The sequence below is a fragment of the Streptomyces sp. NPDC089799 genome, assembly GCF_040684755.1.
GTDB lineage: Bacteria > Actinomycetota > Actinomycetes > Streptomycetales > Streptomycetaceae > Streptomyces.
This window is the reverse complement of the sequence record NZ_JBFBGR010000013.1, coordinates 38,009-63,635: the sequence shown is the minus strand read 5'-3', so window position 1 is coordinate 63,635 and position 25,627 is coordinate 38,009. Positions and strand designations below refer to the sequence as shown.

Genomic DNA, 25,627 nt, shown 5'->3' with positions numbered 1-25,627 from the left:
TACGCACCCCCGAAGTCACCGGGCACCCCGCACTGACCGCTCGGGCGTCACGAGCACTACCATCGGCGCCCATGGGGGGCAGGTCTGACACGCAGCGCGGGCGCGGAGTGCGCCGGGCGGCGCTGCTGTGCGCCCTCGGGACGCTGGTCGGGGCACTGTTCCTGTGTGCGCGGCCGGGCGGCGGCACGGTTCCGGCTTCCGGGCCGGCCGGTCCGCATCCGAGGCCGCTCACCGTGCGCGCCGTGGCCCCCGTGCCGGTCCCCGCGCACTGGGCGCATGCCTCGTACGTCTGCCCGTACGACCTGCCCGCCTGCGCCCCCTTCTCGCACGTCACCCCCGGTCTGGTGCCCGTGCCGCCGCCCGCCGTGGCCGCGCCCGGGGCCGAGCCGCCGCCGCCCGGGGCGGTGCGCGCGGTGGGTGCGGTGCGGCCGGTGCAGCCCCCGGCCCGGGCTCCCGACCTGCATGTCCTTCAGGTGCTGCGGACCTGACCGGTCCGGTCGCCGACGACCCTCGCCGCTCCACCCACCCCCCTCAGCAGAAGGACAGACAGACCGAGATGGCCACCAAGACCAACAAGAACCAGGACGGCAGCTCCCGCCAGCAGCGGATAGCCGAGATGCGGCGCGTCGAGCAGGCCCGGGACCGCCGTATCAAGATCATCACGATCACCGCCTCGGTGGCGATCGTCGCCGGCATCGTCGGCGGGGCCGGCTACGTGGTGATGGACCAGAAGGACAAGGAGAACAAGCGCGTCGAGGCCCTGAAGAAGCCGGTGGACGGCGAGAAGGACTGGGACGCCAAGAAGCTCGGCCGCAACCACGTCGAGACGCAGGTCAAGTACGAGATGACCCCGCCGGTGGGCGGTGACCACAACCCGCGCTGGATGAACTGCGACGGCGACGTCTACGCGAAGGCGATTCCCGAGGTCAACGCGGTGCACTCGCTGGAACACGGCGCGGTGTGGATCACGTACAACGACAAGGCGCAGAAGGCCGACGTCGACAAGCTCGCCGAGAAGGTCAAGAAGACCCCGTACTCGCTGATGAGCCCGGTGAAGGAGCAGTCCGGCGCGATCATGCTGAGTGCCTGGGGCAAGCAGCTGACCGTGGACAACGCGGCCGACCCGCGGGTCGACACCTTCCTCGGCAAGTACGTGCAGGGCCCGCAGACCCCCGAGCCCGGTGCCGCCTGCACGCAGGGTGTGACGGCTCAGTGAGCCGCGAGGAGGGCGGGGCGGTCGACGGCGGGGCGGTCGACGGCGACGCCGCCGGGACCGGTGCCGCTCCCGCGGCCCGGACCGGGCGTACGGTCCGGGTGGCGGTCGGCTCGGTGCTGCTCGCGCTCGTGCTCGCCGCGGCGGCCACGGTCGCCGTGGCCAGCGGTTCCTCCGGGTCCGGGGCGGACGACCCGGACGGCGCCTCGGCCGACGCGGGCTTCGCCCGGGACATGTCCGTCCACCACCAGCAGGCGGTGGAGATGTCCTTCGTCGTGCGGGACCGCACGAAGGACGAGGCGGTCCGCAGCCTCGCCTACGACATCGCCAACACCCAGGCCAACCAGCGGGGCATGATGCTGGGCTGGCTGGACCTGTGGGGGCTGCCGAAGGCCGATCCCGGCCGGGCTCCGATGGCCTGGATGGCCGAGCCCGGCGGGTCCGGGTCCGGCGAGCACTCCGGGCACGGCGGCGGGCACGACACGGGTTCCATGGACGGCATGAGCGGCATGGACGGCCATGGCGGCCAGGGCAGCCAGGGCGGCCACGACATGGGCGGGGTCAAGACCAAGCCCGGTGCGCTGATGCCCGGCATGGCCACCAAGGAGGAGATGGCGCAGCTCGGTGCCGCCGAGGGCGTGCAGGCGGAGGTCCTCTACCTGCAGCTGATGACGGAGCACCACAGGGGCGGCGTCGCGATGGCCCGGGGCTGCGCGAAGCTGTGCGAGAACCCGGTCGAGCGCAAGCTCGCCCAGGGCATGGTGGACGCCCAGCAGTCGGAGATGCTGCTCATGGCGGACATGCTGAAGCAGCGGGGCGCGAAGCCGCTCGGGTAGCGGTACCGGCCCGACCGGGCCCGCCCCGCCCTGCCCCGACGCGGGACACGCGCGGCCGTACGTTCACCCGTACGGCCGCGCGTTCGTGCGTACACCGGCACGCACGCGCCGTACGGCGGCGCCCTCACTCCTGCGCGGCCGCGCCCAGCACCGCCCTTGCGACCTCGTGCGGGCGGTCCGGCATCACCAGGTGCCCGGCCGGTTCGGCCACCTCGAAACGGGCGCCGAGGGCGTCCGCCAGGGCGGCCTGCCGGGCCAGCCAGTGCAGGGCCGGGCGGCTCGCGGAACCGTCGTGGGCCGCGAGGACCACGGCCGGAGCCGTCAGCGGGCGGGTGGTCCGCAGGGCCAGGACCTCGGCGGCGGCGTCCGGGTATCGCGCGTTCTCCAGCAGGGCCCCGCGCCACACCCGGCCCGTGCGGTAGCAGCGGCGTACGAGGTCCCGCGCGGGCGGCGGGGTCCGGTCGGCCCCGCCGGGCCGGGAGAGCCGTACGGCGGCGGCGCGGACCAGCGGCCCCAGCGCGGCCGGCAGACCGACGGCGGTGACGGCCGCGCCGAGGGCGCGCGCGGCGGCGGTCCGCAGGGCGGTGCCGGCGGCACTCGTACGTACGGCCTCCTCCACGCTGCCGTCGACCAGGACCAGGGCCGCGGTGCGGTCCGGGTACAGCCGGGCGAAGACCTCGGCGTGGAACCCGGCGACCGAGTGCCCGACCACCGTCACCGGCCCGGCCGGAAGCCGGGGGGCGAGTGCGTCGAGCAGGGCGGCGATCCGGTGCGCCTCCCCGGCGGCGGTCGGCGGCAGCGCGGCGGGAGCGCTCAGCCCGTGGCCGGGGCGGTCGAAGCGGACCACGGTGCGGTACGGGGCGAGCAGCCCGGCCACGGCGTCCCAGTCGAACCAGCTCAGGCCCAGCCCGGCGGACAGGACGCAGACCGGCCCCCGGCCCTCGACCCGCACGTGCAGCGGCACCCCGTCCCGGCCGGCCCGTACGAAACCGGACCAGCCCGCGCCCGCGCCCGGTCCCGGCTCCGGCGCGGCGCTCACGTACGGCGTTCCCGGTGGACGGAGTACGCGAGCACGCCGAGCCAGACCGCGACCAGCAGCACCTGGAGGCGCTGGCCGGCGCCGAGCGCCCAGGTGCCGCGTCCGGCCGTGAACATGGCTATCGCGCCCAGGGTCCAGGCGGTGGCGAGGAGCTCCAGCGCGACCAGTGCGGGGCCGTAGCGGGCGAGCGGGGCGAACCAGCCGTAGCGGCGGGCTGCGACGGTGAGCGAGACGATCGCGACGAGCGCACCGCACATGGCCAGACTGCTGCTGATGGCGTGCGCCTGGTGGGTGGCGGGCACCAGGCCGGCGGTCTCCCGGGAGGCGCAGGCGGGGTCCACGGTGGGCTTGCAGCTGAGCGGCAGCCAGGCGTCGGCCGCGGTGGCCGCGCCGAACAGGGTCACGCCGAGCCAGCCGATCACCGACCAGGGGCGTCTGGCCTCCGGGTACCGGGCCAGCCGGAGCAGGGCCAGCAGGCCGCCGGCGAAGGCGAGGAGACCGGCGGTGAAGTCGGTGGCCCGGAACAGGCCGCCGAGGGGCTGGTCCTGGGCGGCGAGTTCGCTGACGTACGTCTCGATGGGGTTCAGCCCGGTGGAGAGGACGACTTCGAGCACCCACGCGGTGTAGGCGGCGGCGCTCAGACCGAGGAGGGCGGCGATGGACCGCGTACCTTGTGGGGACATAGTGCGAATCATCCTAAGCAGGGGGGCCGGGCCGCGTCGGCGTCCCCCTGGAAGACGTACGGGCCGGCGGCCGCGTTCCCCGGGCGGTGCGTGGCGCGCGCGACGGACGGCGGAACCCCGGGGGCAAACCCCCTTTGAGGGCGGGTCAGGCGCATGACAGGCTGGGCGGCCACTGCACGACACCACCGCACGACCCCGCCGCAGGACATCACCGCACGTGAGGAACGCCCCAGGCATGAGTACGCCGCCCTCGAACCAGCCGCACACCACCCCGCCCACCGGCTCCCCCGAGCCGAAGGTCGCCGAGGGCGTCGCGATACCCGCCGAGACCCCGGCGGACCCCGCGCCCACCGCGGCGGAGGCCCCGACCCCCACCCACGCTGCGGCCGCCGAACCGGCGGGCACGGCACCGGCGGACGCCGAACCGGCCGGTGCGGCACCTGCGGACGGGGGCCCGGCGGACGCGACCCTGGCGGAGGCGACCCCTGCGGACGAAGCCCCGGCCACGCTCTCCCTCGACAAGACCCCCGCCCGCTCCGAGGCGCCGGCCTCGACGGACGCGACCCTGGCGGAGGCGACCTCGGCGGACGCGGCCCCGGCAGACGCGGCCCCGGCGGACGCGGCCCCGGCCACGCTCTCCCTCGACAAGACCCCGGCCCGCTCCGAGGCCCCGGCTCCGGCCGCCGACGAGGCCCCGGCTCCGGTCGAGGCCCCGGCCGCGCCCACCCTGTCGCTCGACAAGACCCCCGCCCCGGCGGAGACCCCGGCGGCGGCCCCCGCCGAGCCGGCCGCGCCCGCGCAGACCGCTCCCGCGCCGGGCCCGTTCGCGCCCCCCGCCCCGGCCGCCGGGACGCCCGACGGAGCCGCCGCACCCGCCCCGAACCCCTTCGCGCCGCCGACCCCGGCCGCCCCGGCCGCCGGCGCCCCGCAGCCGAGCGCGTTCGTGGCGCACGCCCCCGGCGCCCCCGCGGGCGCTCCGTACGGAGCGCCCGGCATGCCCGGCGCGCCCGGTGGTCCGGCCGGCCCCGGCAATCCGTGGGGCCAGTACCCCGGTTACCCCACGCCGGGCCCGTACCCGGGCGTCGCGGGCTACTCGCCGCAGCCCGACCCGAACGGCATGGCCCTCGGCTCGCTGATCGTCGGCGCCGTCGCCTTCGTCCTCGGCTTCGTGCCGTACCTCTTCGCGATCGTGTTCACCTTCGGCTCGACGGCCATCGGCATCGGCATCGCCGGTCTCGTCAAGGCCAACAAGGGCGGCCGCCGCAAGGGCATGGCCATCGCCGGCATCGTCCTCGGAGCGCTCTCCTTCCTCTCGATGATCGCGGGCATCGTCTTCACCATCCAGGTCGCCGAGGAGCTGGACGACCGCGCCGACTCGGGCTACGAGCGGACCCTGGACGACTATGAGGACGACTACGACTCCGACTCCGACTCCGGCGGCAAAACCGGCAGCACCGGCGGATCAGGCAGCGCCAAGCCGGACACCGGCTTCCCCGGCGACCTGCCCGGCCCCGACGCCCCGCTCGCCTTCGGCAAGACCTACCGCTACGCGGACGGCGTCGAGGTCACCGTCACGGAGGCCAAGGGCTACAAGCCCAAGCCCAACGCGTACATGCCGGACCGCCCCACCTGGGCGGCCAAGGTGAAGGCGACCATCAAGAACAACTCCGCCAAGAAGATCGAGATCCGGCTGGCCCTGCCCTCCGCCCGCGACGACAAGGGCGTCGAGGCGAACCGGATGTTCGACGACGAGGTCTACAAGCCCTTCGACGGCACCCTGCTGCCGGGCCAGGAGGCCACCGCGGTCTTCGGGTACGGGCTGCCCGAGGGCACCAAGGGCCTGCAGTTCGAGATCTCCCCGGCGGCGGTCGGCTACGACAACGCCATCTGGTCGGGCACCCTCGACTGACCCGGGAGACGGGAGCGGGAGCCGGCAGCGGGAGCCGGGAGACGGGGCTCACGCGCACGGATCCAGGACATCGCGTCAGAAAGACGATTACACTGGATCCGTGCCTCAACTACGCCTCGCGCTGAATCAGATCGACGCACACGTCGGCGCCATCGCGGCCAACGCCGACGCGATCGTGCACTGGACCCGGCACTCCGCCGAGCAGGGCGCCCACCTGGTGGCGTTCCCCGAAATGGCCCTGACCGGCTATCCCGTCGAGGACCTGGCGCTGCGCGCCTCCTTCGTCGAGGGGTCCCGGGCCGCACTCCGCGGGCTCGCCGCCCGGCTGGCCGCCGAGGGGTTCGGCGAACTCCCCGTGGTCGTCGGCTACCTGGACCGGGCGGACCGGGCCGAGCCCCGGCTCGGCCGCCCGGCCGGCGCCCCGGAGAACGCCGCCGCGGTCCTGCACCGGGGCGAGGTGGTGCTCCGCTTCGCCAAGCACCACCTCCCCAACTACGGCGTGTTCGACGAGTTCCGGTACTTCGTGCCCGGCGACACCCAGCCGGTGGTCCGGGTGCACGGGGTGGACGTCGCCCTCGCCATCTGCGAGGACCTGTGGCAGGAAGGCGGCCGGGTCCCCGCCACCCGCGCAGCCGGGGCCGGCCTGCTCATCTCGGTCAACGCCTCGCCGTACGAGCGCAACAAGGACGACGTACGCCTGGAACTGGTGCGCAAGCGCGCCCAGGAGGCCGGCTGCACCCTCGCCTACCTGGCCATGACGGGCGGCCAGGACGAGCTCGTCTTCGACGGCGACTCGATCGTCGTCGACCGCGACGGCGAGGTCATCGCCCGCGCCCCGCAGTTCGCCGAGGGCTGCGTCCTGGTCGACCTCGACCTGCCCGCCGCCGCCCCCGACGCGCCCGGGGGCGTGGTCGGCGACGGGCTGCGCATCGACCGCGTGGTGCTCTCCGAGGAGCCGGCGGCGCCCTACGGGCCGGCGGTCACCGGCGGGCAGGCCGACCGCCCGGACGACGACGCCGAGGTCTACGGAGCCCTGGTCACCGGACTGCGCGCGTACGTCCGCAAGAACGGCTTCCGCTCGGTGCTGATCGGGCTCTCCGGGGGCATCGACTCCGCGCTGGTCGCCGCCCTGGCCTGCGACGCCCTCGGCCCCGAGCACGTGTACGGCGTCTCGATGCCGTCCAAGTACTCCTCGCAGCACTCCCGGGACGACGCCGCCGAGCTGGCCCGGCGTACCGGCCTGCACTTCCGGACCGTGTCCATCGAGCCGATGTTCGACGCGTACATGGGTGCGCTGGGCCTGACCGGGCTGGCCGAGGAGAACCTGCAGTCCCGGCTGCGCGGCACCCTGCTGATGGGCCTGTCCAATCAGGAGGGCCACATCGTGCTCGCCCCGGGCAACAAGTCCGAGCTGGCGGTGGGCTACTCCACCCTCTACGGGGACTCGGTCGGCGCCTACGGGCCGATCAAGGACGTCTACAAGACGGACGTGTTCCGGCTCGCCCGCTGGCGCAACCGGACCGCCGCGGAGCGCGGCGAGACCCCGCCGATCCCCGAGAACTCCATCGGGAAGCCGCCGAGCGCCGAGCTGCGCCCCGGCCAGGTGGACACCGATTCGCTGCCCGACTACCCGGTGCTGGACGCGGTCCTGGAGCGGTACGTCGACCGGGACCAGGGCCTGGCGGAGATCGTGGCGGCCGGCTTCGACGCCGAGCTGGTGGCGAGGACCATCCGCATGGTCGACCTGGCGGAGTACAAGCGCCGCCAGTACCCGCCGGGCACCAAGATCTCCGCCAAGGGCTTCGGCAAGGACCGGCGGCTGCCCCTCACCAACGGCTGGCGCGAGCACGCCTGAGGCCGGGGCCGGCTCGCAGGCCCCCGGCCTCAGGCACCGGCCCGCAGGCACCGGCCCGCGGCCCGGCCCGCAGGTCCCGGCCCGGCCCTTACGGGCGGATGGTGACGCGGGCGGCGATCGGAAGGTGGTCGCTGCCCGTGCGCGGGAGGGTCCACGACGCCTCCGGCTTGATCCCGCGGACCATGATCTGGTCGATCCGGGCCATCGGGAACTGGGCCGGCCAGCTGAAGCCGAAGCCGTCGCCCGCCGCGCCCTGGGTGGAGCGCATCTGCGAGGTCACCGGGGAGAGCGCCCGGTCGTTCATGGTGCCGTTGAGGTCCCCGAGCAGGATGACCCGGCGCAGCGGCTCCTGGGCCAGCGCCTGGCCGAGCGCCTCGGCGCTGTTGTCGCGCTGGTTGGCGGTGAAGCCGGCGTTCAGCTTGACCCGTACCGAGGGGAGGTGCGCGACGAACACGGCCACGTCGCCCTGCCGGGTCTTCACGGTGGCGCGCATCGCCCGGATCCAGCCCATCTTGATGTCCACGGGCAGGGCGCTGGTCAGCGGGTACTTGCTCCACACGCCGACCGTGCCCTCCACCGCGTGGTACGGGTAGGTGCTCTCCAGGGCCTTCTCGTAGACGGGCACCGCGCTCGCCTTGAGCTCGGTCAGGGCCAGGACCTCCGCCCCGGCCCTGGCGACGGACTCGGCGGTGGCCCGGGGGTCGGCGTTGTCGGCGTCCACGTTGTGGGCGGCCACGGTGAGGTTGCCGCCCGAACCGGACTTGTCGAAGACCAGGCCGCCGAAGAGGTTGAGCCAGACGGCGGCGGTCAGCAGTATCGCGAGGAGCGCCGTCGCGGACTTCCGGACGAACGCGCCGGCCAGCAGAAGCGGAACGGCCACGCCGAGCCAGGGCAGGAAGGTCTCGATCAGGCTGCCGGTGTTGCCGATGTCGTTCGGCAGGTAGGCGTGGAAGACCATCACCAGGGAGAGCAGACCGGCGAGCACCGCCAGCACGATCCCCCGCCGCCAGATGCCCCCGTCTTTGCGCAGGTCGGCGAGGAGGCGCCGGACGCGGGAGCCGGAAGGCTCGGGCTCCGAGCCGCCGTTCCCGGTATCCGTCACATACGCCTGAGCCATACCACTGTCCTCGCTGCCGTGCTCGCGCTCCGTCCCCGCCCCTTGACCCTAGGCGATATCCGGAGCCTTCCGTGACGTACCGTTCGGTCCGTTCGAGCGGGAAGACGAAGGTGTGCAGTACACGGGTTCCCCTTGTCACGAAACGCGCACATTCGGCCCGCGCGTGCCGCACCCGATTCCTGCGGGCCGCCGCACCCGATTCCCGTGGGCCGCCGCACCCGGTCCTTGTGGGCCGCCGCACCCGGTCCGATACTTCCGCCCCGGCCCGCCGGGGTGCGACGATGTGGATGAGTCCGGGGACGCCGTCAGGGCGCCTCGAGATGACACAAGGAGCAGTTGCAATGACGCATGCCCCCGTTTCGCCTGCCCGCGAAACATCCGGCCCGGTCCTCTACGGAGGCAAGGGCACCCGGCGCATCACCGTCCGCGACCTCACCCTCGCCAAGGAACGCGGCGAGAAGTGGCCCATGCTCACCGCCTACGACGCGATGACCGCGTCGGTCTTCGACGAGTCCGGCATCCCGGTCATCCTCGTCGGCGACTCGATGGGCAACTGCCACCTCGGCTACGACACCACCGTCCCCGTGACGATGGACGAGATGACCATGCTGTCGGCCGCGGTCGTACGCGGCACGAGCAGGGCACTCGTCATCGGGGACATGCCGTTCGGCTCGTACCAGGAGGGCCCGGTGCAGGCCCTGCGCAGCGCCACCCGGCTGGTCAAGGAGGCCGGCGTCGGCGCGGTCAAGCTGGAGGGCGGCGAGCGCTCGCTGCCCCAGACCGAGCTGATCGTGCAGTCCGGCATCCCGGTCATGTCCCACCTCGGGCTCACCCCGCAGTCGGTCAACGCCATGGGCTACCGGGTGCAGGGCCGCGGCGACGAGGCGGCGCACCGCCTGCTGCGCGACGCGAAGGCGGCGCAGGACGCGGGCGCGTTCGCCGTGGTGCTGGAACTCGTACCGGCGGAGCTGGCGGCGGAGGTGACCCGGTCGCTGCACATCCCGACCGTGGGCATCGGGGCCGGCCCCGAGTGCGACGCGCAGGTGCTGGTGTGGACCGACATGATGGGCCTCACCGGCGGGAAGATGCCGCGCTTCGTGAAGCAGTACGCCGCTCTGCGCTCCGTCATGGGCGACGCGGCGAAGGCATTCGCGGAGGACGTGGTGGGCGGGACCTTCCCGCTGGAGGAGCACAGCGTCCACTGACGCTCCCGGCGTCACCGGCACAAGCCCGGCAGCCCGGGAACCCCGGCGCTCCGGCAGCCCCGGCAGTCCCGGCAGCCCGGCAGCCCGTCGTCACCTCGGTGTCGGCGGGCTGTCGGCGTCCTGTAGGCGCTCTGTCGGTGCGTTGTCGGTGGCGGCTGCTCTCATGGTGGGCATGACGCGAATCGACAAGAACCCCGAGCGCGGCGCGGTCAACGCCGTGGAGGTCCGGGGGCTGGTCAAGCACTACGGCGAGACCAAAGCACTGGACGGCGTGGACCTGGACGTCCGCGAGGGCACCGTCCTCGGCGTGCTCGGCCCCAACGGCGCCGGCAAGACCACCCTGGTGCGCTGCCTGTCCACCCTGATCGTCCCCGACGCCGGGACCGCCACCGTGGCCGGATTCGACGTGGTGCGCCAGCCCCGGCAGCTGCGCCGCACCATCGGCCTGACCGGGCAGTACGCCTCGGTCGACGAGAGGCTGTCCGGCCGGGAGAACCTCTACATGATCGGGCGGCTGCTCGACCTGTCCCGCAAGGACGCCCGCCGCCGCGCGGACGAGATGCTGGAACGCTTCTCGCTGACCGACGCCGCCAAGAAGGTCGCCGGGCTGTACTCCGGCGGTATGCGTCGCCGCCTGGACCTCGCGGCCTCCCTGATCGGGAACCCGGCCGTGATCTACCTGGACGAGCCGACCACCGGCCTGGACCCGCGCACCCGCAACGAGGTGTGGGACGAGGTGCACCGGCTGGTCGCCGAGGGGGCGACCGTGCTGCTCACCACCCAGTACATGGAGGAGGCCGAGCAGCTGGCGAGCGAGCTGACGGTCATCGACCGCGGCAAGGTCATCGCCAACGGCAAGGTGGACGAGCTCAAGGCCCGGGTCGGCGGCCGCACCCTGCGGATCCGGCCCGCGGACCCGGCGGACCTGCCCGGGATGGCCCGGTCGCTGGCCGAGGCCGGCCTCGACGGCATCGCGGGCTCGCAGGCCGTGCCCGACGAGGGCGTCCTGCTGGTCCCGATCCTCAGCGACGAGCAGCTGACCGCCGTGGTCGGCCTGCTCGCCGCCCGCGGCTACGCGATCGCCGACCTCGGCACCTACCTGCCGAGCCTGGACGACGTGTTCCTCTCCATCACCGGCCACAAGGCCCAGTCCCCGGCGGACGCTGCGGACGCCGCGGACTCCGTCACCACCGGCACGACCGAGGAGGTCGCGGCATGAGCACGACCACGACCGCCGCGGCCCGCGAGGCGGCTCCCGGCACCACCGCGGTCGCCGCGGCTCCGGCCCCCGACACCCGGATCGGCCTGCGCGGCAACCTGCGGCACATCGGCGCCCTGTCGCGCCGCAACGCCCTCCAGATCAAGGCGAACCCGGAGTCCATCTTCGAGGTCGTCCTGATGCCGATCATCTTCATCCTGCTGTTCGTGTACGTCTTCGGCGGCGCGATCGCGGGCAAGGGCAACCAGGACGCATACGTCAACTACCTGGTCCCGGGCATGATGGCGATGATGGGCCTGAACATCGCCATGGCGGTGGGCACCGGTGTCAACGAGGACATCCAGAAGGGCGTGATGGACCGGTTCCGGTCCATGCCGATCGCCCGCTCCTCCGTGCTCATCGCCAAGATCGTGGTCGAGATCGGCCGGATGCTGGTGGCGACGGCGATCCTGCTCGGCATGGGCTTCCTGCTGGGCCTGGACATCAAGACCTCGGTACTCGACCTGTTCGCCGCGGTCGGGCTGTCGATGGTCTTCGGCGCCTCGCTGATGTGGATCTTCATCCTGCTCGGTCTGACCATGAAGACGGCCCAGGCCGTCCAAGGGGTCGCGATGCTGGTCCTGATGCCGCTCCAATTCGGCAGCTCGATCTTCAGCCCGCCGTCCTCGATGCCCGGCTGGCTGCAGACGTTCACGGACTACAACCCGCTGTCCAACCTGGCCGACGCGGCCCGCAACCTCATCAACGGCGGCCCGGTCGCCCACTCGGCGTGGATGACGGTGGGCTGGGCCGTGGCGATCACCGTGGTCACGGCACCGCTGGCGGTGCGGAAGTTCCGCAACAAGACCTGACCCCCGGTGGCGCCCCAGAGGTGCCGCAGCGGTCCCCGGCGGTCCGGCCGCCGGGGCACCGCCGGTCAGACCAGGGCGGTGGCCTCCTCGGTACCGAGGAGGCCACCCTCGGCGTAGGCCGCCTCGAACGCGGCGTCGCCGAGCACGGCGCGGGCCGTCTCCTCGGACCGGGCCGCGCTCTCGCGTTCGGTGGACACGGCGAAGTGCCCCGCGGGCAGGTGGGTGCGGTAGGCGCCGAGCAGCCGGGCCGCGTCGGCGGCCCGCTCCGGTCCGCCGAGCCCGGCCAGCGCCTCGGCCGCGGTCATCAGGAAGACCGCCCTCATCTGCGGGAAGACCATCTGCGCCATCGGCTCGGCGACGGTGGCGAGCGCCTGCCGGAGCACCGCGCGGGCGTCCTCGTACTTGCCCTCCCAAATGTCCAGCCAGGCCACCAGTCCGAGGAGGTACGCGTCGAAGACGGCGTACGCGCCGAGCGCGAACTCCTCGCGCAGGAACTCCACCTGGGCGCGGGCCTCGGCCAGCCGGCCGGTCCGGCCGAGGCGGATGGCGTAGAACATGCGGGCGGCCGGCATGGCCTCGTTGCCGTACCGCTGCCGGGTGGCGAGCACGTCCGTGAGGATCTCCTCGGCCTCCTCGCCGGCGCCCTGCTCGTGCAGCGCACCGGCCAGCCTCACCCGCAGCACGGTCACCTGGGCCTTGGCCCCGAGCCGTTCCGCATGCCGGATCGCGGCCCGGAAGTCATCGGCGGCCAGGGCGAATTCCCCGCGTTTCTCGCGGGACTCGGCGCGGGCCGAGAGCGCCTCGGCGCAGCCCCAGTCGTCGCCGAGCTCCCGGAAGACGGCGAGGCTCTCCTCGGCGTCGCGGGCGGCGTCGCCGGCCCAGTCCGCCCGGTTGGCGAGCACGTTGGCGCGGAGCTGGAGCGCGGAGGCGAGCTCCCAGCGGAAGGCGAGCTCCCGGGAGGTGTTCACGGTGGCGTCGATGACCTGCCGGAGCAGCACCGCGTCCCCGGAGATCATCACGGCGTAGATCCACATCCCGGCGGGGAGCCTGCAGGTCTGCGGGAGGCCCGGCCGGTACGCCGCGAGCACCCCCGCGATCTCGGCGGCGGTCGACGGGGAGTGCCAGGCCTCGGCGCTCTGGTCGCGGGAGGCCAGGCGGATGAGTCGGATGCCGCGCCATCCCTCTGCCAGCAGGTCGCCGTCGTAGGGCGGCGGCGTGTCGATGATCCGCCGCCGGATGGGCGGGGCCGGGGCGACGGGCGGCCGGAAGGGGTCGGGGCCGAGGACGGCGGCGGCCTCGGACCAGTGCCGGGACTCCGTCTTGAGGTCGTGCATGGTCCAGTACCAGGCGAGGCTGTGGATGAGGCAGAGCACCTCCTGCACGTCCTGCGCGGCGACGGCGCGGCGCAGGGCGGTGCGGAGGTTCTCGTACTCGGTGACGAGCACCCGGACAGCGGCGCGCTGGCCGTGCCCCCGGAGCAGCGGCTCGGTGGTGCGGGCGAGTTCGCGGTAGTGGACCAGGTGCCGCCGTTCGGTGGCCTCCCGGTCGCCGGGGACCTCGCCGAGGCGCTCGGCGGCGTACTCGGCGACGGTCTCCAGCAGCCGGTACCGCATCTCGCCGTCGGGGCCGGGGGCAGCGATGACCAGGGACTTGTCGACGAGCGCACCGAGGACGTCGGTGACGTCGAAGACGGCGGTGCCGGCGGTGCCGGTGGTGCCCGTGGTGTCGGGCGCCCCGGCCGTGCCGGCGGCGCCGGCGGTGCGTGCGCCGGCCGGGCCCTCGTCGGTGCGGACCGCGCCGACCGGGCCCTCGTGGGTGCGGACCGCATCGTCGGCGCAGACCGCCTCGGCGGCCGACAGGTCGCAGCCGCCGGCGAACACCGAGAGCCGGCGCAGGACGGTGCGCTCGGCCCCGTCCAGCAGGTCCCAGGACCAGTCGACGACGGCCCGCAGGGTCTGCTGCCGTGGCAGTACGGTGCGGCTGCCGCTGGTCAGCAGTCGGAACCGGTCGTCCAGCCGGTCGGCGATCTGCCGCGGCGTGAGCAGCCGCAGCCGGGCCGCAGCCAGCTCGATGGCCAGGGGCAGGCCGTCCAGGCGGCGGCAGATCTCGGCGGCCGCGGCCGGGTCCTGGTCCGTCCGGAAACCGGGACGGGCGGCGGCCCCGCGGTCCTGGAGGAGCTGCAGCGCGACGGGGTCCGGCAGCGGCTCGACGGGGCGGAGGGTTTCGCCGGGCACACCGAGCGGTTCCCGGCTGGTGGCCAGGATCCGTACGCCCGGGCAGCGGGCGAGGAGCTCGTCGGCGAGCCGGGCGGCGGCCGCGACCACGTGCTCGCAGTTGTCCAGCAGGAGCAGCAGGCGGCGCCGGGAGCAGAACTCCACGAGGCGTTCCAGCGGGTCGTCGCCGGTCCGGTCGGTCATGGCGCGCAGCTCGTCGGCGGCGCCGCCGCGGAGCTTGGTCTCACGGCCGCCGAGCGCGGCCAGGGCCGCTTCCGGGACGTCGTCGGGGTCGTCCACCGGGGCGAGCTCGACCAGCCACACCCCGTCGGGCCAGCCGGCGCCGGCGGCGCCGCCGGTCCCTTCGGCGGCCTCCTGCGAGAGCCGGGTCTTCCCGGCCCCGCCGGGCCCGAGCAGCGTCACCAGCCGGGATCCGGCCAGGTCCCGCCCGATGACCCGGATGTCCTCCTCCCGCCCGACGAAGGTGGTGAGCCGCGCCCGCAGGTTCCCGACCCCGGCCGGGTTCCCGGAACCGGCACCGTGCCCCGGGCCGGAATCCGCGTACGCACCCGGGCCCGGAGCCGGCTGCCCATGGCCGTCTGTCGCGCCGACGCCGCACGCCGGGCCCTGGACCGTCCCCGGCGGCACCGTGCCGGAAGCCGCCGGGCCGTGAGCCGGGGGCATCGGCGGGGGCGCCGCTCCGTGGGGCGGGGGTGAAGGAGCCGGGGCCGGAGGCACCGGGGCGCGGGGCGGGGACAGCAGGTCCGCGTGCAGGGACCGGAGGGACGGGCCGGGGTCGGTGCCCAGCCGGTCTGCGAGGTCGCGGCGGACGTCCTCGTACGCGGCGAGGGCCTCGGCCGGGCGGCCGGCGTCGCGCAGTGCCCGGATCCGCAGGGCCTGGAGGCGTTCGTCCAGGGGCCGCTCCGTGCAGAGCACGGTCAGCTCCGGCAGGGCCCGGTCCGGTTCGCCCAGCGCCAGCTCCGCCGCGAGCCGGCCCCGGCGCGCGTCCAGCCGTACGGCCTCCCAGCGCGCCGCCTCGGCGCCCGGGTCCGGCAGGTCGGCGAGGGCGGAGCCGCGCCACAGCGCGAGGGCGTCCCGGTAGAGGGCGGCGGCCAGGCCCGCGTCGCCGGCGGTCAGGGCGCCCGCGGCGGTCCGGGTGAGCTCCTCGAAGCGGAACAGGTCGACGTCCCCGTGGTCGGCGGCGAGCCGGTAGCCGCGCGCGTCGGAGGCGACGGCCGCGCGCCCGACGGCCCGGCGCAGCCGCCCGACCAGCGCCTGCAGCGCGGCGACGGCGTCGGCGGGCGGGTTGCCGTCCCAGACCTCGGCGACCAGCACCTCCGAGGGGACCACCCGTCCGGGGCGCAACGCGAGCGCGGTCAGCAGCGCGCGTAGCCGCGCACCGCCGAGCGCGACGGGGCTGCCGTCGTCGCGGACCGCCTGGGCACTGCCGAGAATCGCGTAACGCACCGCCCCATTGTCACTGTTGGCCCCCGGCTCCCGCCCGGGAGTTTCGCCGGGGACCGGCCCGCCGGTCGTACCGACACGGGCGGCCGGTATGTTGCCGCGCATGGGTCACACGGCACACCGCGGCGAGCGGCAGATCAGTCCCGTCTTCCTCGGCATCGCCGCGATCATGGCCGTGACCGGCTGGGCCGTGTGGACCGGCTACGCCGACAGCACCGGTCTGGCGATCTTCCTCTTCGTGACGTCCGCCTGGATCGTGTCGCTCTGCCTGCACGAGTACGCGCACGCCCGGACCGCATTGCACAGCGGGGACCTGTCCGTGGGGGCCAAGGGCTACCTCACCCTGAACCCGCTCAAGTACACGCACGTCCTGCTCAGCGTGGTCCTGCCGGTGCTGTTCGTGATCCTGGGCGGTCTGGGCCTGCCCGGCGGTGCCGTGTACATCGAGCGGGGCCGGATCCGGAAGCGCTGGCAGCACAGCCTGATCTCGGCGGCCGGCCCGCTCACCAACGTGGCGTTCGCCGCCGTGTGCACGGCCCCGTTCTGGCTGCACGCCCTGGACGGGGTGCCGGCCGCCTTCCGCTTCGCGCTGGCCTTCCTCGCGCTGCTGCAGGTATCGGCGGCGATCCTGAACTTCCTGCCCGTGCCCGGCCTGGACGGTTACGGGGTGATCGAGCCCTGGCTGTCGTACAACGTGCGGCGCCAGGTGGAACCGCTGGCGCCGTTCGGGCTGATCGCGGTCTTCGCACTGCTGTGGATCCCGGAGGTCAACCGGTTCTTCTTCGACGTGGTGTACGGCGTCCTCGGCGCGCTGGGCGTGACCGACCTGGACTGGTACTGCGGCTGGGACCTCTACCGCTTCTGGCAGTCCGGCGAGGGCATCTGCCAGACCGCGGCCGGCTGACCCGACCGCCCGGCGGATCCGCGGGACGCGGCCCGGCCCGTGTCCTTCCGACCGGGCCCGCCCATCCGCGGGCCCGGCATGAGCCGACGGGCGCTGTCTAGCCGAGCCGGGCCTCGCGCGCCGCCCTGTCGGCCTTCGCCTTGCGGATGTAGAACCAGGCCATGTTCGAGGTCAGGCCGGCGAGCAGCACCCAGACGATCCCGAGGAAGCTGCCCTCCACGAAGGCGACCACGGCCGCGGCCACGGACAGCGCGCAGACGACAAGGGCGAACACGGCAAGGCGGGGCATGGGGCAGGGCTCCTCGGGGACACTGGGGGGTGGTGCCCCACCAGTGTCCCCCATCCCGCGCAGGGCCCTCGTAAGGGCTCGCGCCCCGGGCCCCGCGGGGCGGCTCAGACGTCGGTGATGCGGAGGCCGGCGTGGGCCTTGTAGCGGCGGTTGACCGAGATCAGGTTGGCCACGAGGGCCTCGACCTGGTGGGCGTTGCGCAGGCGGCCGGAGAAGACGCCGCGCATGCCGGGGATGCGGGCGCAGAGGGCCTGGACCGTGTCGGTGTCGGCGCGGGACTCGCCGAGGACCATGACGTCGGTGTCGATCTCCGCCACGGATTCGTCCTGGAGGAGTACGGCCGAGAGGTGGTGGAAGGCGGCCGTGACGCGGGAGCCGGGGAGCAGGGCGGCGGCCTGCTCGGCGGCGGAGCCCTCCTCCGGCTTGAGGGCGTAGGCGCCCTGCTTGTCGAAGCCGAGCGGGTTGACGCAGTCGATCACGAGTTTGCCGTCGAGCTCCTCGCGGAGGGAGTCCAGGGTCTTGGCGTGGCCCTCCCAGGGGACGGCCACGATGACGACGTCGCTGCGGCGTGCGCACTCCGCGTTGTCGGCGCCCTCGATGCCCAGGCCCAGTTCCCCGGCCGCGGCGGTGGCCCGCTCGGCGGCGCGCGAGCCGATGATCACCTTCTGGCCGGCCCGGGCGAACCGGTAGGCGAGGCCGCGGCCCTGGTCGCCGGTGCCGCCGAGGACGCCGATGACGAGGCCGGAGACGTCCGGCAGGTCCCAGGGGTCCCGTGCCGGGGCCTTCGCGGGAGCCTGGGCCGCGGCCGGGGCGTCGCCGGTGGTGTTGCTGCTGTCAGTGGAGGTCATGGGGGCGAGGGTACTGCCGGGTAGCGCAAGGCCGAACGGGTGAGGGGCGGGGAATCGTCCGCGGTCGTGCCCCTCGTGCGGCAGGATGCCGCGCATGGACGCCGTCAGGGTCGCGCTGCTGCGCGAGGTGCTCGCCGGTACGGAGTGGCCGGGCGCGGCCCGCCGGTTCGCGGGGTCGCTGCGGCGGTCGGTGGTGCCGTCCGGCGGCGGTCTGCTGCTGGTGGGCACCGAGGAGTACGAGCCCTGGCACCTGGCGGCGCACCTGGTGGACGAGGCGGCCTGGTCCGGGCGGCCGGAGCTGGCCCCGACGCTGGTGCGGCACCGGGTGCCCCCCGGCGAGCGGCCCCACCTGGCGGTGGGGCTGGGGCGGCTGGAGGCGTCCCGGCGCGGGGAGACCCTGCTGGTGGTGGCGCCGGAGCGGCCCCCGGCCGGTCTGCTGGAGCGGGTGCACGGCGCCCGGCGGGCCGGGGCGACCGTGCTGTCGCTGGACGGCGGCGACGCCGAGCTGGCGGATCTGGCGCACGAAGCGCTGTCGGTGCCCGCCGGCGCGGACCTGGACCTGGACACGGTGCAGCACCTGGTCAGCGCGGCGGCCGGGGAGAACGGCATGCCCGTGCAGCGGGGTCCGCGGCGGTTCCGGGACCGGCTGGCACGGCTGGCCGACCAGCTGGCGGACCAGCTGACGGCGCCGCCGCCCGGCCGCTGGTGACCAGGCTGGTGACCTGTACGGTCCGGTCTGCCTCCCCGGATGTCCGGACAGGCTCCCTGGTGTCCGGTCTGGCTCCAGGGTGTCCGGGCAGGCCCCCTGGTGCCCGGTGCCCGGGCGGGAGCCCGCCGCCGGTGCCGGTCCGGAGGCCGCGTGTTGCGGTCCGGAGCCCTGGCCGTGGCCCGGGCCGGAGCCCTGGCCGGTGCCGGTCAGGCGCTGCCGGTGGCCGTGCCCGTGTCCCCGTCCCCGTTGCCGTCCCCGTCTCGGGAGGCGTCGTTCCACTTGGGGTCGGTCTGCCATTCGAGGTTGCGCTCCTGGGCGGTCTCCATCGCGTGGGCCGCCTCCTCCCGGGTGGCGTACGGCCCGAACCGGTCCTTGGCCGGGCACTCGGGGCCCTCTTCCACCTTCTTGTGGACCAGGCAGTAGTACCACTCACCCGGTTTGCCGACCTGGCGCTTCTTGAACAGGGCCATCCTGTGCTCCTTCCTCTGCGGCCATGCTGCCCGATCTCCGCTGGATACACTCGCATGCATGTCTGGCCAGTCGCTGCTCGTGCCGGGGAAGCTCTCCCCCACCCTTTCCGTACCCGGAAACATCCGCCGTCCCGAGTACGTGGGGAAGCCCGCGCCCACTCCCTACTCCGGACCGGAGGTGCAGTCGGCCGAGACGATCGAGGCCATGCGCAAAGCCGGCCGGATCGCCGCGCAGGCGATGGAGGAGGCCGCCAAGCTGATCGCCCCGGGCGTGACCACCGACGCCCTGGACAAGGTCGCGCACGAGTACATGTGCGACCACGGCGCCTACCCGTCGACGCTGGGCTACCGGGGCTTCCCGAAATCGCTGTGCGCCTCGGTCAACGAGGTCATCTGCCACGGCATCCCGGACTCCACGGTGCTGCGGGACGGCGACATCGTGAACCTGGACGTCACCGCGTACATCGGCGGCGTGCACGGCGACAACAACGCCACCTACCTGTGCGGTGACGTCGACGAGGAGTCGCGGCTCCTGGTCGAGCGCACCCGGGAGGCGCTGAAGCGGGCCATCAACGCGGTCAAGCCGGGCCGCCAGGTCAACATCATCGGCCGGGTCATCGAGTCGTACGCGAAGCGCTTCGGCTACGGCGTGGTCCGGGACTTCACCGGCCACGGCATCAACTCGTCCTTCCACTCCGGCCTGATCATCCCGCACTACGACAGCCCGCACGCCACCACCGTGATCGAGCCCGGGATGACCTTCACCATCGAGCCGATGCTGACGCTGGGGACCCACGAGTACGACATGTGGGAGGACGGCTGGACGGTGGTCACCAAGGACCGGAAGCGGACCGCGCAGTTCGAGCACACCCTGGTGGTGACGGAGAGCGGCGCGGACATCCTCACGCTGCCCTAGCCGCCGGGGATTCCGGGCCGGGCGTTTCCGGGCCGGGCGTTTCCGGGCGGGCGTTTTCCCGGGCGCCGGACAGGGGATGCATTTACCGACAGCCTGTCGGCAACACATTGACTTAGGTAAGCCTAAGTAGCAGGATCGGTGTGGCGGCGCTGCCGCCGCACCCGTCCGCCTTCCCCTGGAGGTCCTGTCTTGGACGCCTTCTCGACCGTCATCCGCGTCGCGTCGCACGAGCAGCACACCGAGGCCGAGACCTCGACCTTCATGAGCGACCTGCTCGGCGGCCGGCTCGGGGTGGACGCGTACGCGCGCTACACCGAGCAGCTGTGGTTCGTCTACCGGGCCCTGGAGGACGGGGCGGAGGGCCTCAGGGACGACCCGGTGGCCGGTCCCTTCATACGTCCCGAGCTGATGCGGGTGGCCGAGATCGAGCGGGACCTGGCGCACCTGCGCGGACCGCGCTGGCGCGAGACGGCCGTGGCCCTGCCGGCCACCGAGGCGTACGCGGCCCGGGTCGCGGAATGCGCGGACGGCTGGCCCGGGGGCTACGTGGCCCACCACTACACCCGCTACCTCGGCGACCTCTCCGGCGGCCAGATCATCCGCGACAAGGCGGAGCGGACCTGGGGCTTCGAGCGGAAGGGCGACGGCGTCCGGTTCTACGTGTTCGAGTCGATCGGCAATCCGGCCGCGTTCAAGCGGATGTACCGGGAGCTGCTGGACGCGATCGCGGCCGACGACCTGGAGAAGCAGCGCATCATCGACGAGTGCAAGCGCGCCTTCGACTTCAACGGCGCGGTCTTCCGCGAACTGGGGGAACAGTTCCCCCAGTCCGCGTAGCCCGCCCCCGCTACTGCAGGGGTGCGCAGTACACCACGGCCTGCCCTGATTGGGGCTCGCTGCCGTTGTTGGTGAAGGCGACAACCCAGCTGTCGCCGATGGTGTTGACGGCGCCCCGGGTGGAAAAGTGCGGGACGAGCCCGAAGCCGCCCCACCCGCCGGAGACGGCGGTCATGCCCTCCGGGCACTGAGCGGTGCTCGTCCCGGTCTGCCCCGGCTGGACCTCCACCGTGTTGCCCAACTCCTCGGTGAGGGGCGCGCCGAGCCCGCCGGTCCCGGCCGCACCCGTGGCACCGGCCGGGCCTGTGGGACCCGTGGGGCCGGTCGGGCCCGTGGGGCCGGTGGCACCGGGACCGCCCGGCGTACCGGACGTGCCGGGCTGCCCCTGGGGGCCGGTCGGGCCGGTGGGTCCTGTCGGGCCGGTGGCACCCTGGCCGCCCGGCGTACCGGACGTGCCCGGCTGCCCCTGAGGGCCGGTCGGCCCGGTGGGACCGGTGGGACCGGTAGGCCCGATCGGGCCGGTCGCGCCCGTCGGGCCCGTAGCGCCCGGGTCACCGCCACCCGGTCCGGTCGGGCCCGTGGGGCCCGCCGATCCGGTGGGTCCCGTGGGGCCGGTGTCGCCCGCCGGACCCCCGGGGCCGGTCGGCCCGGTCGGACCGGTCGGACCGGCCTGCCCCTGTGGGCCGGTGGCTCCGGTGGCTCCGGCCTGGCAGTCGTCCCCGCCACCGCCGCCCCAGTCGTCCAGGAGGTCGTCCCCACCGGGTCGTCGAGGGCCGCACGGATCGGTTACCGGCGGAGATCCCGCGATGGCCCTTCCCGTTCCCGTCCCGTCCGGGTTCTCCCGGGCCGGGGCAGAGCCCGCCCCCGTTCCGAGCAGGACGAGGACGAGCGAGGCCAGAGCGCCGCCGACCGCCCATTTCCGCCGCCGCCCTGGAAGCGGGCCCAAAACCGACTTCTGCCTGCTGCGATCCATACGGTCTCCTCCTCCGTGGTCCGACCCCGGAGCAGCCTGCCGTTCCCTCGTCGCAGCACGGCGGCAGCCTTTGCGCGCCCGCGCCGAATTCCAGCCGTCCGGCCTACCGCGGGGGCTCGGCGAAGCGGACCCGGCCGCCGATCTCGACCGTGCCGTCGGGTCCCGGTGCGGTCAGGATCTGCGAACCCGCACCCTGGGTGATGTTCAGGGCGCGGTTCAGCTGGGCCGTCAGCAGCAGGGCCGCCGAACCGGTCGCCTCGTCCTCGGTGATGGCCCCGTCCGGGCGGCGCGGGAAACCGCGGGCCCGGATCCGGCCCGCGGTCTCGTCCTCCCAGGCCCAGGCGTAGAGCCAGCCCTCGCCCGGCGGCGGCGCCGGGAGCGCGTCCACCTCCGCCGGACTGGCGTACTGCTGCGTCCGCTTGGCCGTGACCCACTCCGGGCGGGCCGTGATCCAGGTGAACTCGCCGTCGTCGCGCGCCCAGACGGGCCCGGCGGGCGGGTTCAGCTCCTCTATGTCGAGCAGCCAGGCCACACCGACCAGCGGATGCCCGGCGAAGGACATCCGCGTTCCGGGGGTGCGTATGTCGACGATCCCTCGCTCGGGGTCGTCGACGAACACCGTCTCGCTGTAGCCGAGTTCGGCCGCGAGGGCTTGCCTGCCGGCGTCGTCCGGGCAGGTACGCCCGTCCCGGACGACACCGAGCCGGTTGCCGTACCGTCCGTCACCCGCGCAGAAGACCAGGAGCACGTCGAGATCGTTCACGCGGGCATTGAAGCACGTGGAGCACGCTCAGCGGCGCGGCGTCCTGCTGCGGCGGGCGAGGAGCAGGGAGCCGGCACCTGCGGCGACCACCACCCCGGAGGCGGCGAGCAGGCTGCCGGCCGGCACCTCGGCGCCGGTCGAGGCCAGGCTGCCGCCGCCCCGGGCGGTGCCGTCGGAGCCGGAAGTGCCTCCGGAGCCGGAGGTGCCGGCGGAGCCGGCCGGGAGGGGTGCGTTGCGGTCCACGGTCACGGAGAGGGTCAGCGGGTCGATGGCCTGGCCCTCCCGGTACATGGAGCCGGTGGTGCCGTTGGCGAAGACGGCGGCGCCCTGGGCGGTGAAGACCGCCGGGACCCCGTTCAGCGCCAACGCCCCGTTGACGGCCCGGTAGTCGGCCTTCGAGAGGTCGAGGGTGGCGAAGGGCACCGCCGCCTTGGTGCCGGAGGCGGTCCTGACGTCGAGCACCAGGGTGCCGGTGCCGCCGGCCGCCCGGACGCGCAGGCCGCTGAATGTCATGTCGATGCCGTGGGCGGCGTAGCGGAAGTTCAGGCTGCCGTCGAAGGAGGCGTTCAGCTTCTTGTTCTTGGTGTCGAGGTCGCCCTTGCCGAGGGCGAAGTCGAAGAGTTCGCCGTTCCGTACGGCGCCCCCGGCCGGGGTGACCGTGCCGCCCGCGTTCTGCACGTAGCGGCGGAAGGACTCCTTCATGCCCCAGGTGGCCTTGCCCGCGACAAGCTTCTGCGGGCCGGCGGGGGCCGGGCTGCCGGTCCGCGGCGGGGCGGGGGTCTTCGTCGTGCTCGGAGTCTTCGCCGGGGGCTTGGTGGGGGGCTGTGTCGGGGTCTTCGTCGGGTTCGGGGCCTTGGTCGGGGTCTTCGTCGCGGTCGGGGAAGGGGTGGTGCCGGAGGTGCCCGTGGGCTTCGGGCCCGGCCGCTCGAACTCCAGCTTCGCGGTAAGCGGGTCGCCCGGCTTGTTCTCGTACGTGGCCGAGCCGAGGGAGTCCGCCGCCTGCTTGGTGAGGGTGGTGGCCAGTCCCGTCATGTCCGGGCCGGTGAAGGCCGCGGTGGCCAGGGGCACGTCCTGCGCGGTGGTGCCGCCCTTGGTGACGTCCGCGGTCACCTGCCGGGTGCCGCTGTCGATACGGAAGTCGGAGAGCTTGACCTCGAAGCCGTGGCCGGCGGGCGGGGCGGGCGAGGAGAAGGTCACGCTGCCCTTGAAGGCCGCCTTGACCACGTGCCCGGCCGGGTCGTACAGGCCGGTGGCGGAACCGAACCGGAAGGTTCCGTCGGCGTTGCGCTGCGCCCCGTCCGCGACGGCGATGGTGCCGGCGGCCATGCCCGTCACGTAGGCGCGGTAGCTCGCCTTGACCCCCCAGTCCAGGGTGCCGCCGGTGACCTTCAGCGGGGTGGCGGGGCCTTCCGCTGCGGTGGCGGTGCCGGGGAGGGAGAGGGTGGTCGCGCCGAGGGCGACGGCGGTGAGGGCGGCCGCGGCGAGCGCGAGCGGGCTTCGGTAAGGGGAGGAGGACATGGCTGAGCGACTCCTGAGCGAATGAGAAGGAGAAGGAAGAGGAGAAGGAGCAGGGGAGAAGGGGAAGAGAGCCGAGGAGGAAGAGGTGGGGTGACGGGAGGTCAGTCCTGCGGGACCGGGCCCCCGGCCGCGGTCCGCGCTGCCGCGGCCGCCCGACGCCTGCGGACTGCCAGGCCCGTGACGCCGCCGGCCAGGACCAGCGCGGCCGCGCCGAACGCGACGTAGGTCCCGGCGTCCGGGCCGGAGCCGGACTCCCCCGCGGCGGGCGGCGCGGCACCGGACGGCTCTGCGGCCGGGGCGGTTGCCGCCGCGGTCGGGCCGGCGGAGCCCAGGTCGGGCAGGGACGGCAGTGCCGCCGAGGGGGTGAGGGCCACCGACAGCGAGACCGGGTCCATCTCGGTGCCCGGCTTGTACAGGGAGCCGAAGGCCCTGGATCCGCCCCCGGTGAGGGTGGCGGGGGCCTCGGCGAGGGTGACCAGCCCGCCCTCGGCCTTCAGGCCCCTGGCATCGAACTCGACCAGCGCGACCGCCGGTTCGGTGCGCCCGGCGGCGGTGACGTCGGCGGACAGTACGCCCTTGCCGTCGCCGACCTTGACGGTGACCTTGCCGAGCTTGAGGTCGAGGTGGGCTCCGGTGAAGCGGACGGCCCCCGCGAAGGCCGCTTCGACGGTGCCCTTCCGATCGTCGTACGAGCCCTTGCCCTGCGGGAAGCGGAACAGTGCGCCCCCATCCAGGGCACCTTCGGTGAGCTGCCACCCGCCCTGCCCGATCGGGCCGGTCACGTACTCGCGGAAGGTACGGCGGACGCCCCAGTCGACGGCGGCGTCGGCGAAGGCCCCCTGCCCCGGCGGGCCGTCGGTCGGCGGGGCACTCGGCGAAGAGGTGGCCGCGCCGGGGGCCCGTACGTCCGCGGACAGCGTGACCGGGTCGAGTGCGGTGCCCGCCGGGTAGTAGCCGGCGAAGGACTTCGCGCCCTCCTCGGTGAGGGTGGCGGGTACGGCGTCCAGGGCGATCCGGGTGTCGTCGCCGCCCTTCAGCCCGGCCGGGTTCGCGCCGGTCAGGGAGAGCGAGGCGAAGGGGACGCCCTTCTGTTCGGTGACGGTGCCGGTGTCCTTGGCCCGGCCCGCCACGTCGACGTAAAGGGTGCCGGTGCCGCCGGCGATCCTGACCACGGGGTGGCTCACGGTCAGGTCCAGTTCGTGGGAGCCGTCCGGCTTCCGGTGGCCCTGGAACTGCACCCCGCCCGTGAACGCGGCGTCCAGGCTGCCCGTTCCGGGGTCGTGGGACCCGGTGGCGGAGTGGAAGCGGAAGAGGTTCCCGCCGGCCGTGGCGGCACCTTCCTTCAGCCGGAAAGCGCCTTTCGCAACGGGGCCGGTGACATAAGTCTGGAAGGAGGATCTGATGCCCCAGTCGAGCCGGCCGCCCTGCAGCGTACGGGGCGCAGCCTCGGCGGTGCCCGCCGGGAGCAGCACCACCGAGAGGGCCGCCAGCAGGGCCACCGGGAGTACGGCGCCGAGCGCGCGGGCTGGTCGTCCGGACATGGAAGTCCCCTCCAGGGCCTGGTGAGTAAGGTTAGGCTAACCTAAGCTATCTCGGGCCGGGTTTGGCAAGCCCCCGGTCGCCCGGCCATCGAAAACCGGACGAGCCAGACCAGACGGACGAGCCAGACAGCCGGACAGCCGGACAGCCGGACAGCCGGACAGCCGAACGAGCCAGACAGCCGGACCAGCTCCGGACCAGCCGGACGACAGGACGGTGCCTTCGTGCCCACGCCCGCCAGACCAACTCCCTTCCGC

Annotated in this window: 23 protein-coding genes; 12 read left to right on the top strand and 11 right to left on the bottom strand. The window is 74.0% G+C overall.

Annotation, left to right across the window (positions count from 1 at the left end; translation table 11 throughout):
* The first annotated feature begins 71 nt into the window (after positions 1-71).
* The 3 genes from AB0O36_RS16820 to AB0O36_RS16810 all read left to right on the top strand — a co-directional run bounded on the left by AB0O36_RS16820 (position 72) and on the right by AB0O36_RS16810 (position 2,049).
* Positions 72-488 carry a hypothetical protein gene (locus tag AB0O36_RS16820; protein WP_365110296.1) on the top strand — a complete coding sequence of 139 codons (417 nt, stop codon included), beginning with the start codon at positions 72-74 and terminating at the stop codon, positions 486-488.
* 68 nt (positions 489-556) lie between these two features.
* Positions 557-1,216 (top strand): DUF3105 domain-containing protein, encoded by a 660-nt coding sequence (locus AB0O36_RS16815; protein WP_365110293.1) that lies wholly within the window; start codon positions 557-559, stop codon positions 1,214-1,216.
* Positions 1,217-1,314: 98 nt separating this feature from the next.
* On the top strand, positions 1,315-2,049 hold the full coding sequence (locus tag AB0O36_RS16810; RefSeq protein ID WP_365110591.1) for a DUF305 domain-containing protein: 735 nt from the start codon (positions 1,315-1,317) through the stop codon (positions 2,047-2,049).
* 124 nt (positions 2,050-2,173) lie between these two features.
* Here the strand turns inward: AB0O36_RS16810 and AB0O36_RS16805 are convergent, their stop codons facing one another.
* Complete coding sequence (locus AB0O36_RS16805; RefSeq protein WP_365110290.1) at positions 2,174-3,088, bottom strand: alpha/beta hydrolase; 915 nt, start codon at positions 3,086-3,088, stop codon at positions 2,174-2,176.
* Complete coding sequence (locus AB0O36_RS16800; protein ID WP_365110287.1) at positions 3,085-3,771, bottom strand: DUF998 domain-containing protein; 687 nt, start codon at positions 3,769-3,771, stop codon at positions 3,085-3,087. Before AB0O36_RS16800 ends, AB0O36_RS16805 begins: the two co-directional genes overlap by 4 nt.
* A gap of 235 nt (positions 3,772-4,006) precedes the next feature.
* On the opposite strand from AB0O36_RS16800, the gene AB0O36_RS16795 reads away from it, so the two are divergent.
* Entirely contained in the window at positions 4,007-5,680 is a 1,674-nt protein-coding gene (locus tag AB0O36_RS16795; protein ID WP_365110284.1) for a DUF4352 domain-containing protein, read from the top strand.
* Positions 5,681-5,780: 100 nt separating this feature from the next.
* Positions 5,781-7,535 carry an NAD+ synthase gene (locus AB0O36_RS16790; RefSeq protein WP_365110281.1) on the top strand — a complete coding sequence of 585 codons (1,755 nt, stop codon included), beginning with the start codon at positions 5,781-5,783 and terminating at the stop codon, positions 7,533-7,535.
* A gap of 88 nt (positions 7,536-7,623) precedes the next feature.
* Here AB0O36_RS16790 and AB0O36_RS16785 read toward each other — a convergent pair whose 3' ends face one another.
* Entirely contained in the window at positions 7,624-8,652 is a 1,029-nt protein-coding gene (locus tag AB0O36_RS16785; RefSeq protein WP_365110278.1) for an endonuclease/exonuclease/phosphatase family protein, read from the bottom strand.
* 341 nt (positions 8,653-8,993) lie between these two features.
* On the opposite strand from AB0O36_RS16785, the gene panB reads away from it, so the two are divergent.
* The 3 genes from panB (at position 8,994) to AB0O36_RS16770 (ending at position 11,927) form a co-directional block, all read left to right on the top strand.
* Positions 8,994-9,857: a 3-methyl-2-oxobutanoate hydroxymethyltransferase gene (panB, locus tag AB0O36_RS16780; RefSeq protein ID WP_365110275.1), complete on the top strand. Its 864-nt coding sequence runs from the start codon at positions 8,994-8,996 to the stop codon at positions 9,855-9,857.
* A gap of 163 nt (positions 9,858-10,020) precedes the next feature.
* Positions 10,021-11,076: an ATP-binding cassette domain-containing protein gene (locus AB0O36_RS16775; protein WP_365110272.1), complete on the top strand. Its 1,056-nt coding sequence runs from the start codon at positions 10,021-10,023 to the stop codon at positions 11,074-11,076.
* Positions 11,073-11,927, top strand: a complete 855-nt coding sequence (locus tag AB0O36_RS16770; RefSeq protein WP_365110269.1) for an ABC transporter permease — start codon at positions 11,073-11,075, stop codon at positions 11,925-11,927. Before AB0O36_RS16775 ends, AB0O36_RS16770 begins: the two co-directional genes overlap by 4 nt.
* Positions 11,928-11,992: 65 nt before the next feature.
* Here AB0O36_RS16770 and AB0O36_RS16765 read toward each other — a convergent pair whose 3' ends face one another.
* Positions 11,993-15,607 (bottom strand): BTAD domain-containing putative transcriptional regulator, encoded by a 3,615-nt coding sequence (locus tag AB0O36_RS16765; protein WP_365110266.1) that lies wholly within the window; start codon positions 15,605-15,607, stop codon positions 11,993-11,995.
* 100 nt (positions 15,608-15,707) lie between these two features.
* Between AB0O36_RS16765 and AB0O36_RS16760 the strand changes: the two genes are divergently transcribed.
* Positions 15,708-16,508: a site-2 protease family protein gene (locus AB0O36_RS16760; protein ID WP_365110263.1), complete on the top strand. Its 801-nt coding sequence runs from the start codon at positions 15,708-15,710 to the stop codon at positions 16,506-16,508.
* Positions 16,509-16,605: 97 nt separating this feature from the next.
* On the opposite strand, the gene AB0O36_RS16755 is transcribed toward AB0O36_RS16760, so the two are convergent.
* Together AB0O36_RS16755 and npdG are read right to left on the bottom strand one after the other, a co-directional pair.
* Positions 16,606-16,851 carry a hypothetical protein gene (locus AB0O36_RS16755; RefSeq protein WP_365110260.1) on the bottom strand — a complete coding sequence of 82 codons (246 nt, stop codon included), beginning with the start codon at positions 16,849-16,851 and terminating at the stop codon, positions 16,606-16,608.
* A 50-nt stretch (positions 16,852-16,901) separates the two neighbouring features.
* The gene (gene npdG, locus AB0O36_RS16750; protein ID WP_365110257.1) at positions 16,902-17,645 is read right to left on the bottom strand and encodes an NADPH-dependent F420 reductase; all 744 of its coding nucleotides are present in this window, start codon (positions 17,643-17,645) and stop codon (positions 16,902-16,904) included.
* Between the two features lie 94 nt (positions 17,646-17,739).
* Here npdG and AB0O36_RS16745 point away from each other — a divergent pair, with 94 nt between their 5' ends.
* The gene (locus AB0O36_RS16745) at positions 17,740-18,354 is read left to right on the top strand and encodes a hypothetical protein (RefSeq protein WP_365110255.1); all 615 of its coding nucleotides are present in this window, start codon (positions 17,740-17,742) and stop codon (positions 18,352-18,354) included.
* Between the two features lie 206 nt (positions 18,355-18,560).
* Here the strand turns inward: AB0O36_RS16745 and AB0O36_RS16740 are convergent, their stop codons facing one another.
* Entirely contained in the window at positions 18,561-18,824 is a 264-nt protein-coding gene (locus AB0O36_RS16740; protein WP_365110252.1) for a hypothetical protein, read from the bottom strand.
* Between the two features lie 58 nt (positions 18,825-18,882).
* Between AB0O36_RS16740 and map the strand changes: the two genes are divergently transcribed.
* On the top strand, positions 18,883-19,740 hold the full coding sequence (map, locus tag AB0O36_RS16735; RefSeq protein ID WP_365110249.1) for a type I methionyl aminopeptidase: 858 nt from the start codon (positions 18,883-18,885) through the stop codon (positions 19,738-19,740).
* Positions 19,741-19,929: 189 nt separating this feature from the next.
* Entirely contained in the window at positions 19,930-20,577 is a 648-nt protein-coding gene (locus tag AB0O36_RS16730) for a biliverdin-producing heme oxygenase (RefSeq protein ID WP_365110246.1), read from the top strand.
* 10 nt (positions 20,578-20,587) lie between these two features.
* Here the strand turns inward: AB0O36_RS16730 and AB0O36_RS16725 are convergent, their stop codons facing one another.
* The 4 genes from AB0O36_RS16725 to AB0O36_RS16710 form a co-directional block, all read right to left on the bottom strand.
* Entirely contained in the window at positions 20,588-20,806 is a 219-nt protein-coding gene (locus AB0O36_RS16725; RefSeq protein WP_365110243.1) for a hypothetical protein, read from the bottom strand.
* A gap of 847 nt (positions 20,807-21,653) precedes the next feature.
* The gene (locus AB0O36_RS16720) at positions 21,654-22,313 is read right to left on the bottom strand and encodes a PhzF family phenazine biosynthesis protein (RefSeq protein WP_365110241.1); all 660 of its coding nucleotides are present in this window, start codon (positions 22,311-22,313) and stop codon (positions 21,654-21,656) included.
* 27 nt (positions 22,314-22,340) lie between these two features.
* Positions 22,341-23,831 carry an HtaA domain-containing protein gene (locus AB0O36_RS16715; protein WP_365110239.1) on the bottom strand — a complete coding sequence of 497 codons (1,491 nt, stop codon included), beginning with the start codon at positions 23,829-23,831 and terminating at the stop codon, positions 22,341-22,343.
* 101 nt (positions 23,832-23,932) lie between these two features.
* The gene (locus tag AB0O36_RS16710; RefSeq protein WP_365110237.1) at positions 23,933-25,372 is read right to left on the bottom strand and encodes an HtaA domain-containing protein; all 1,440 of its coding nucleotides are present in this window, start codon (positions 25,370-25,372) and stop codon (positions 23,933-23,935) included.
* Positions 25,373-25,627 lie beyond the last annotated feature (255 nt).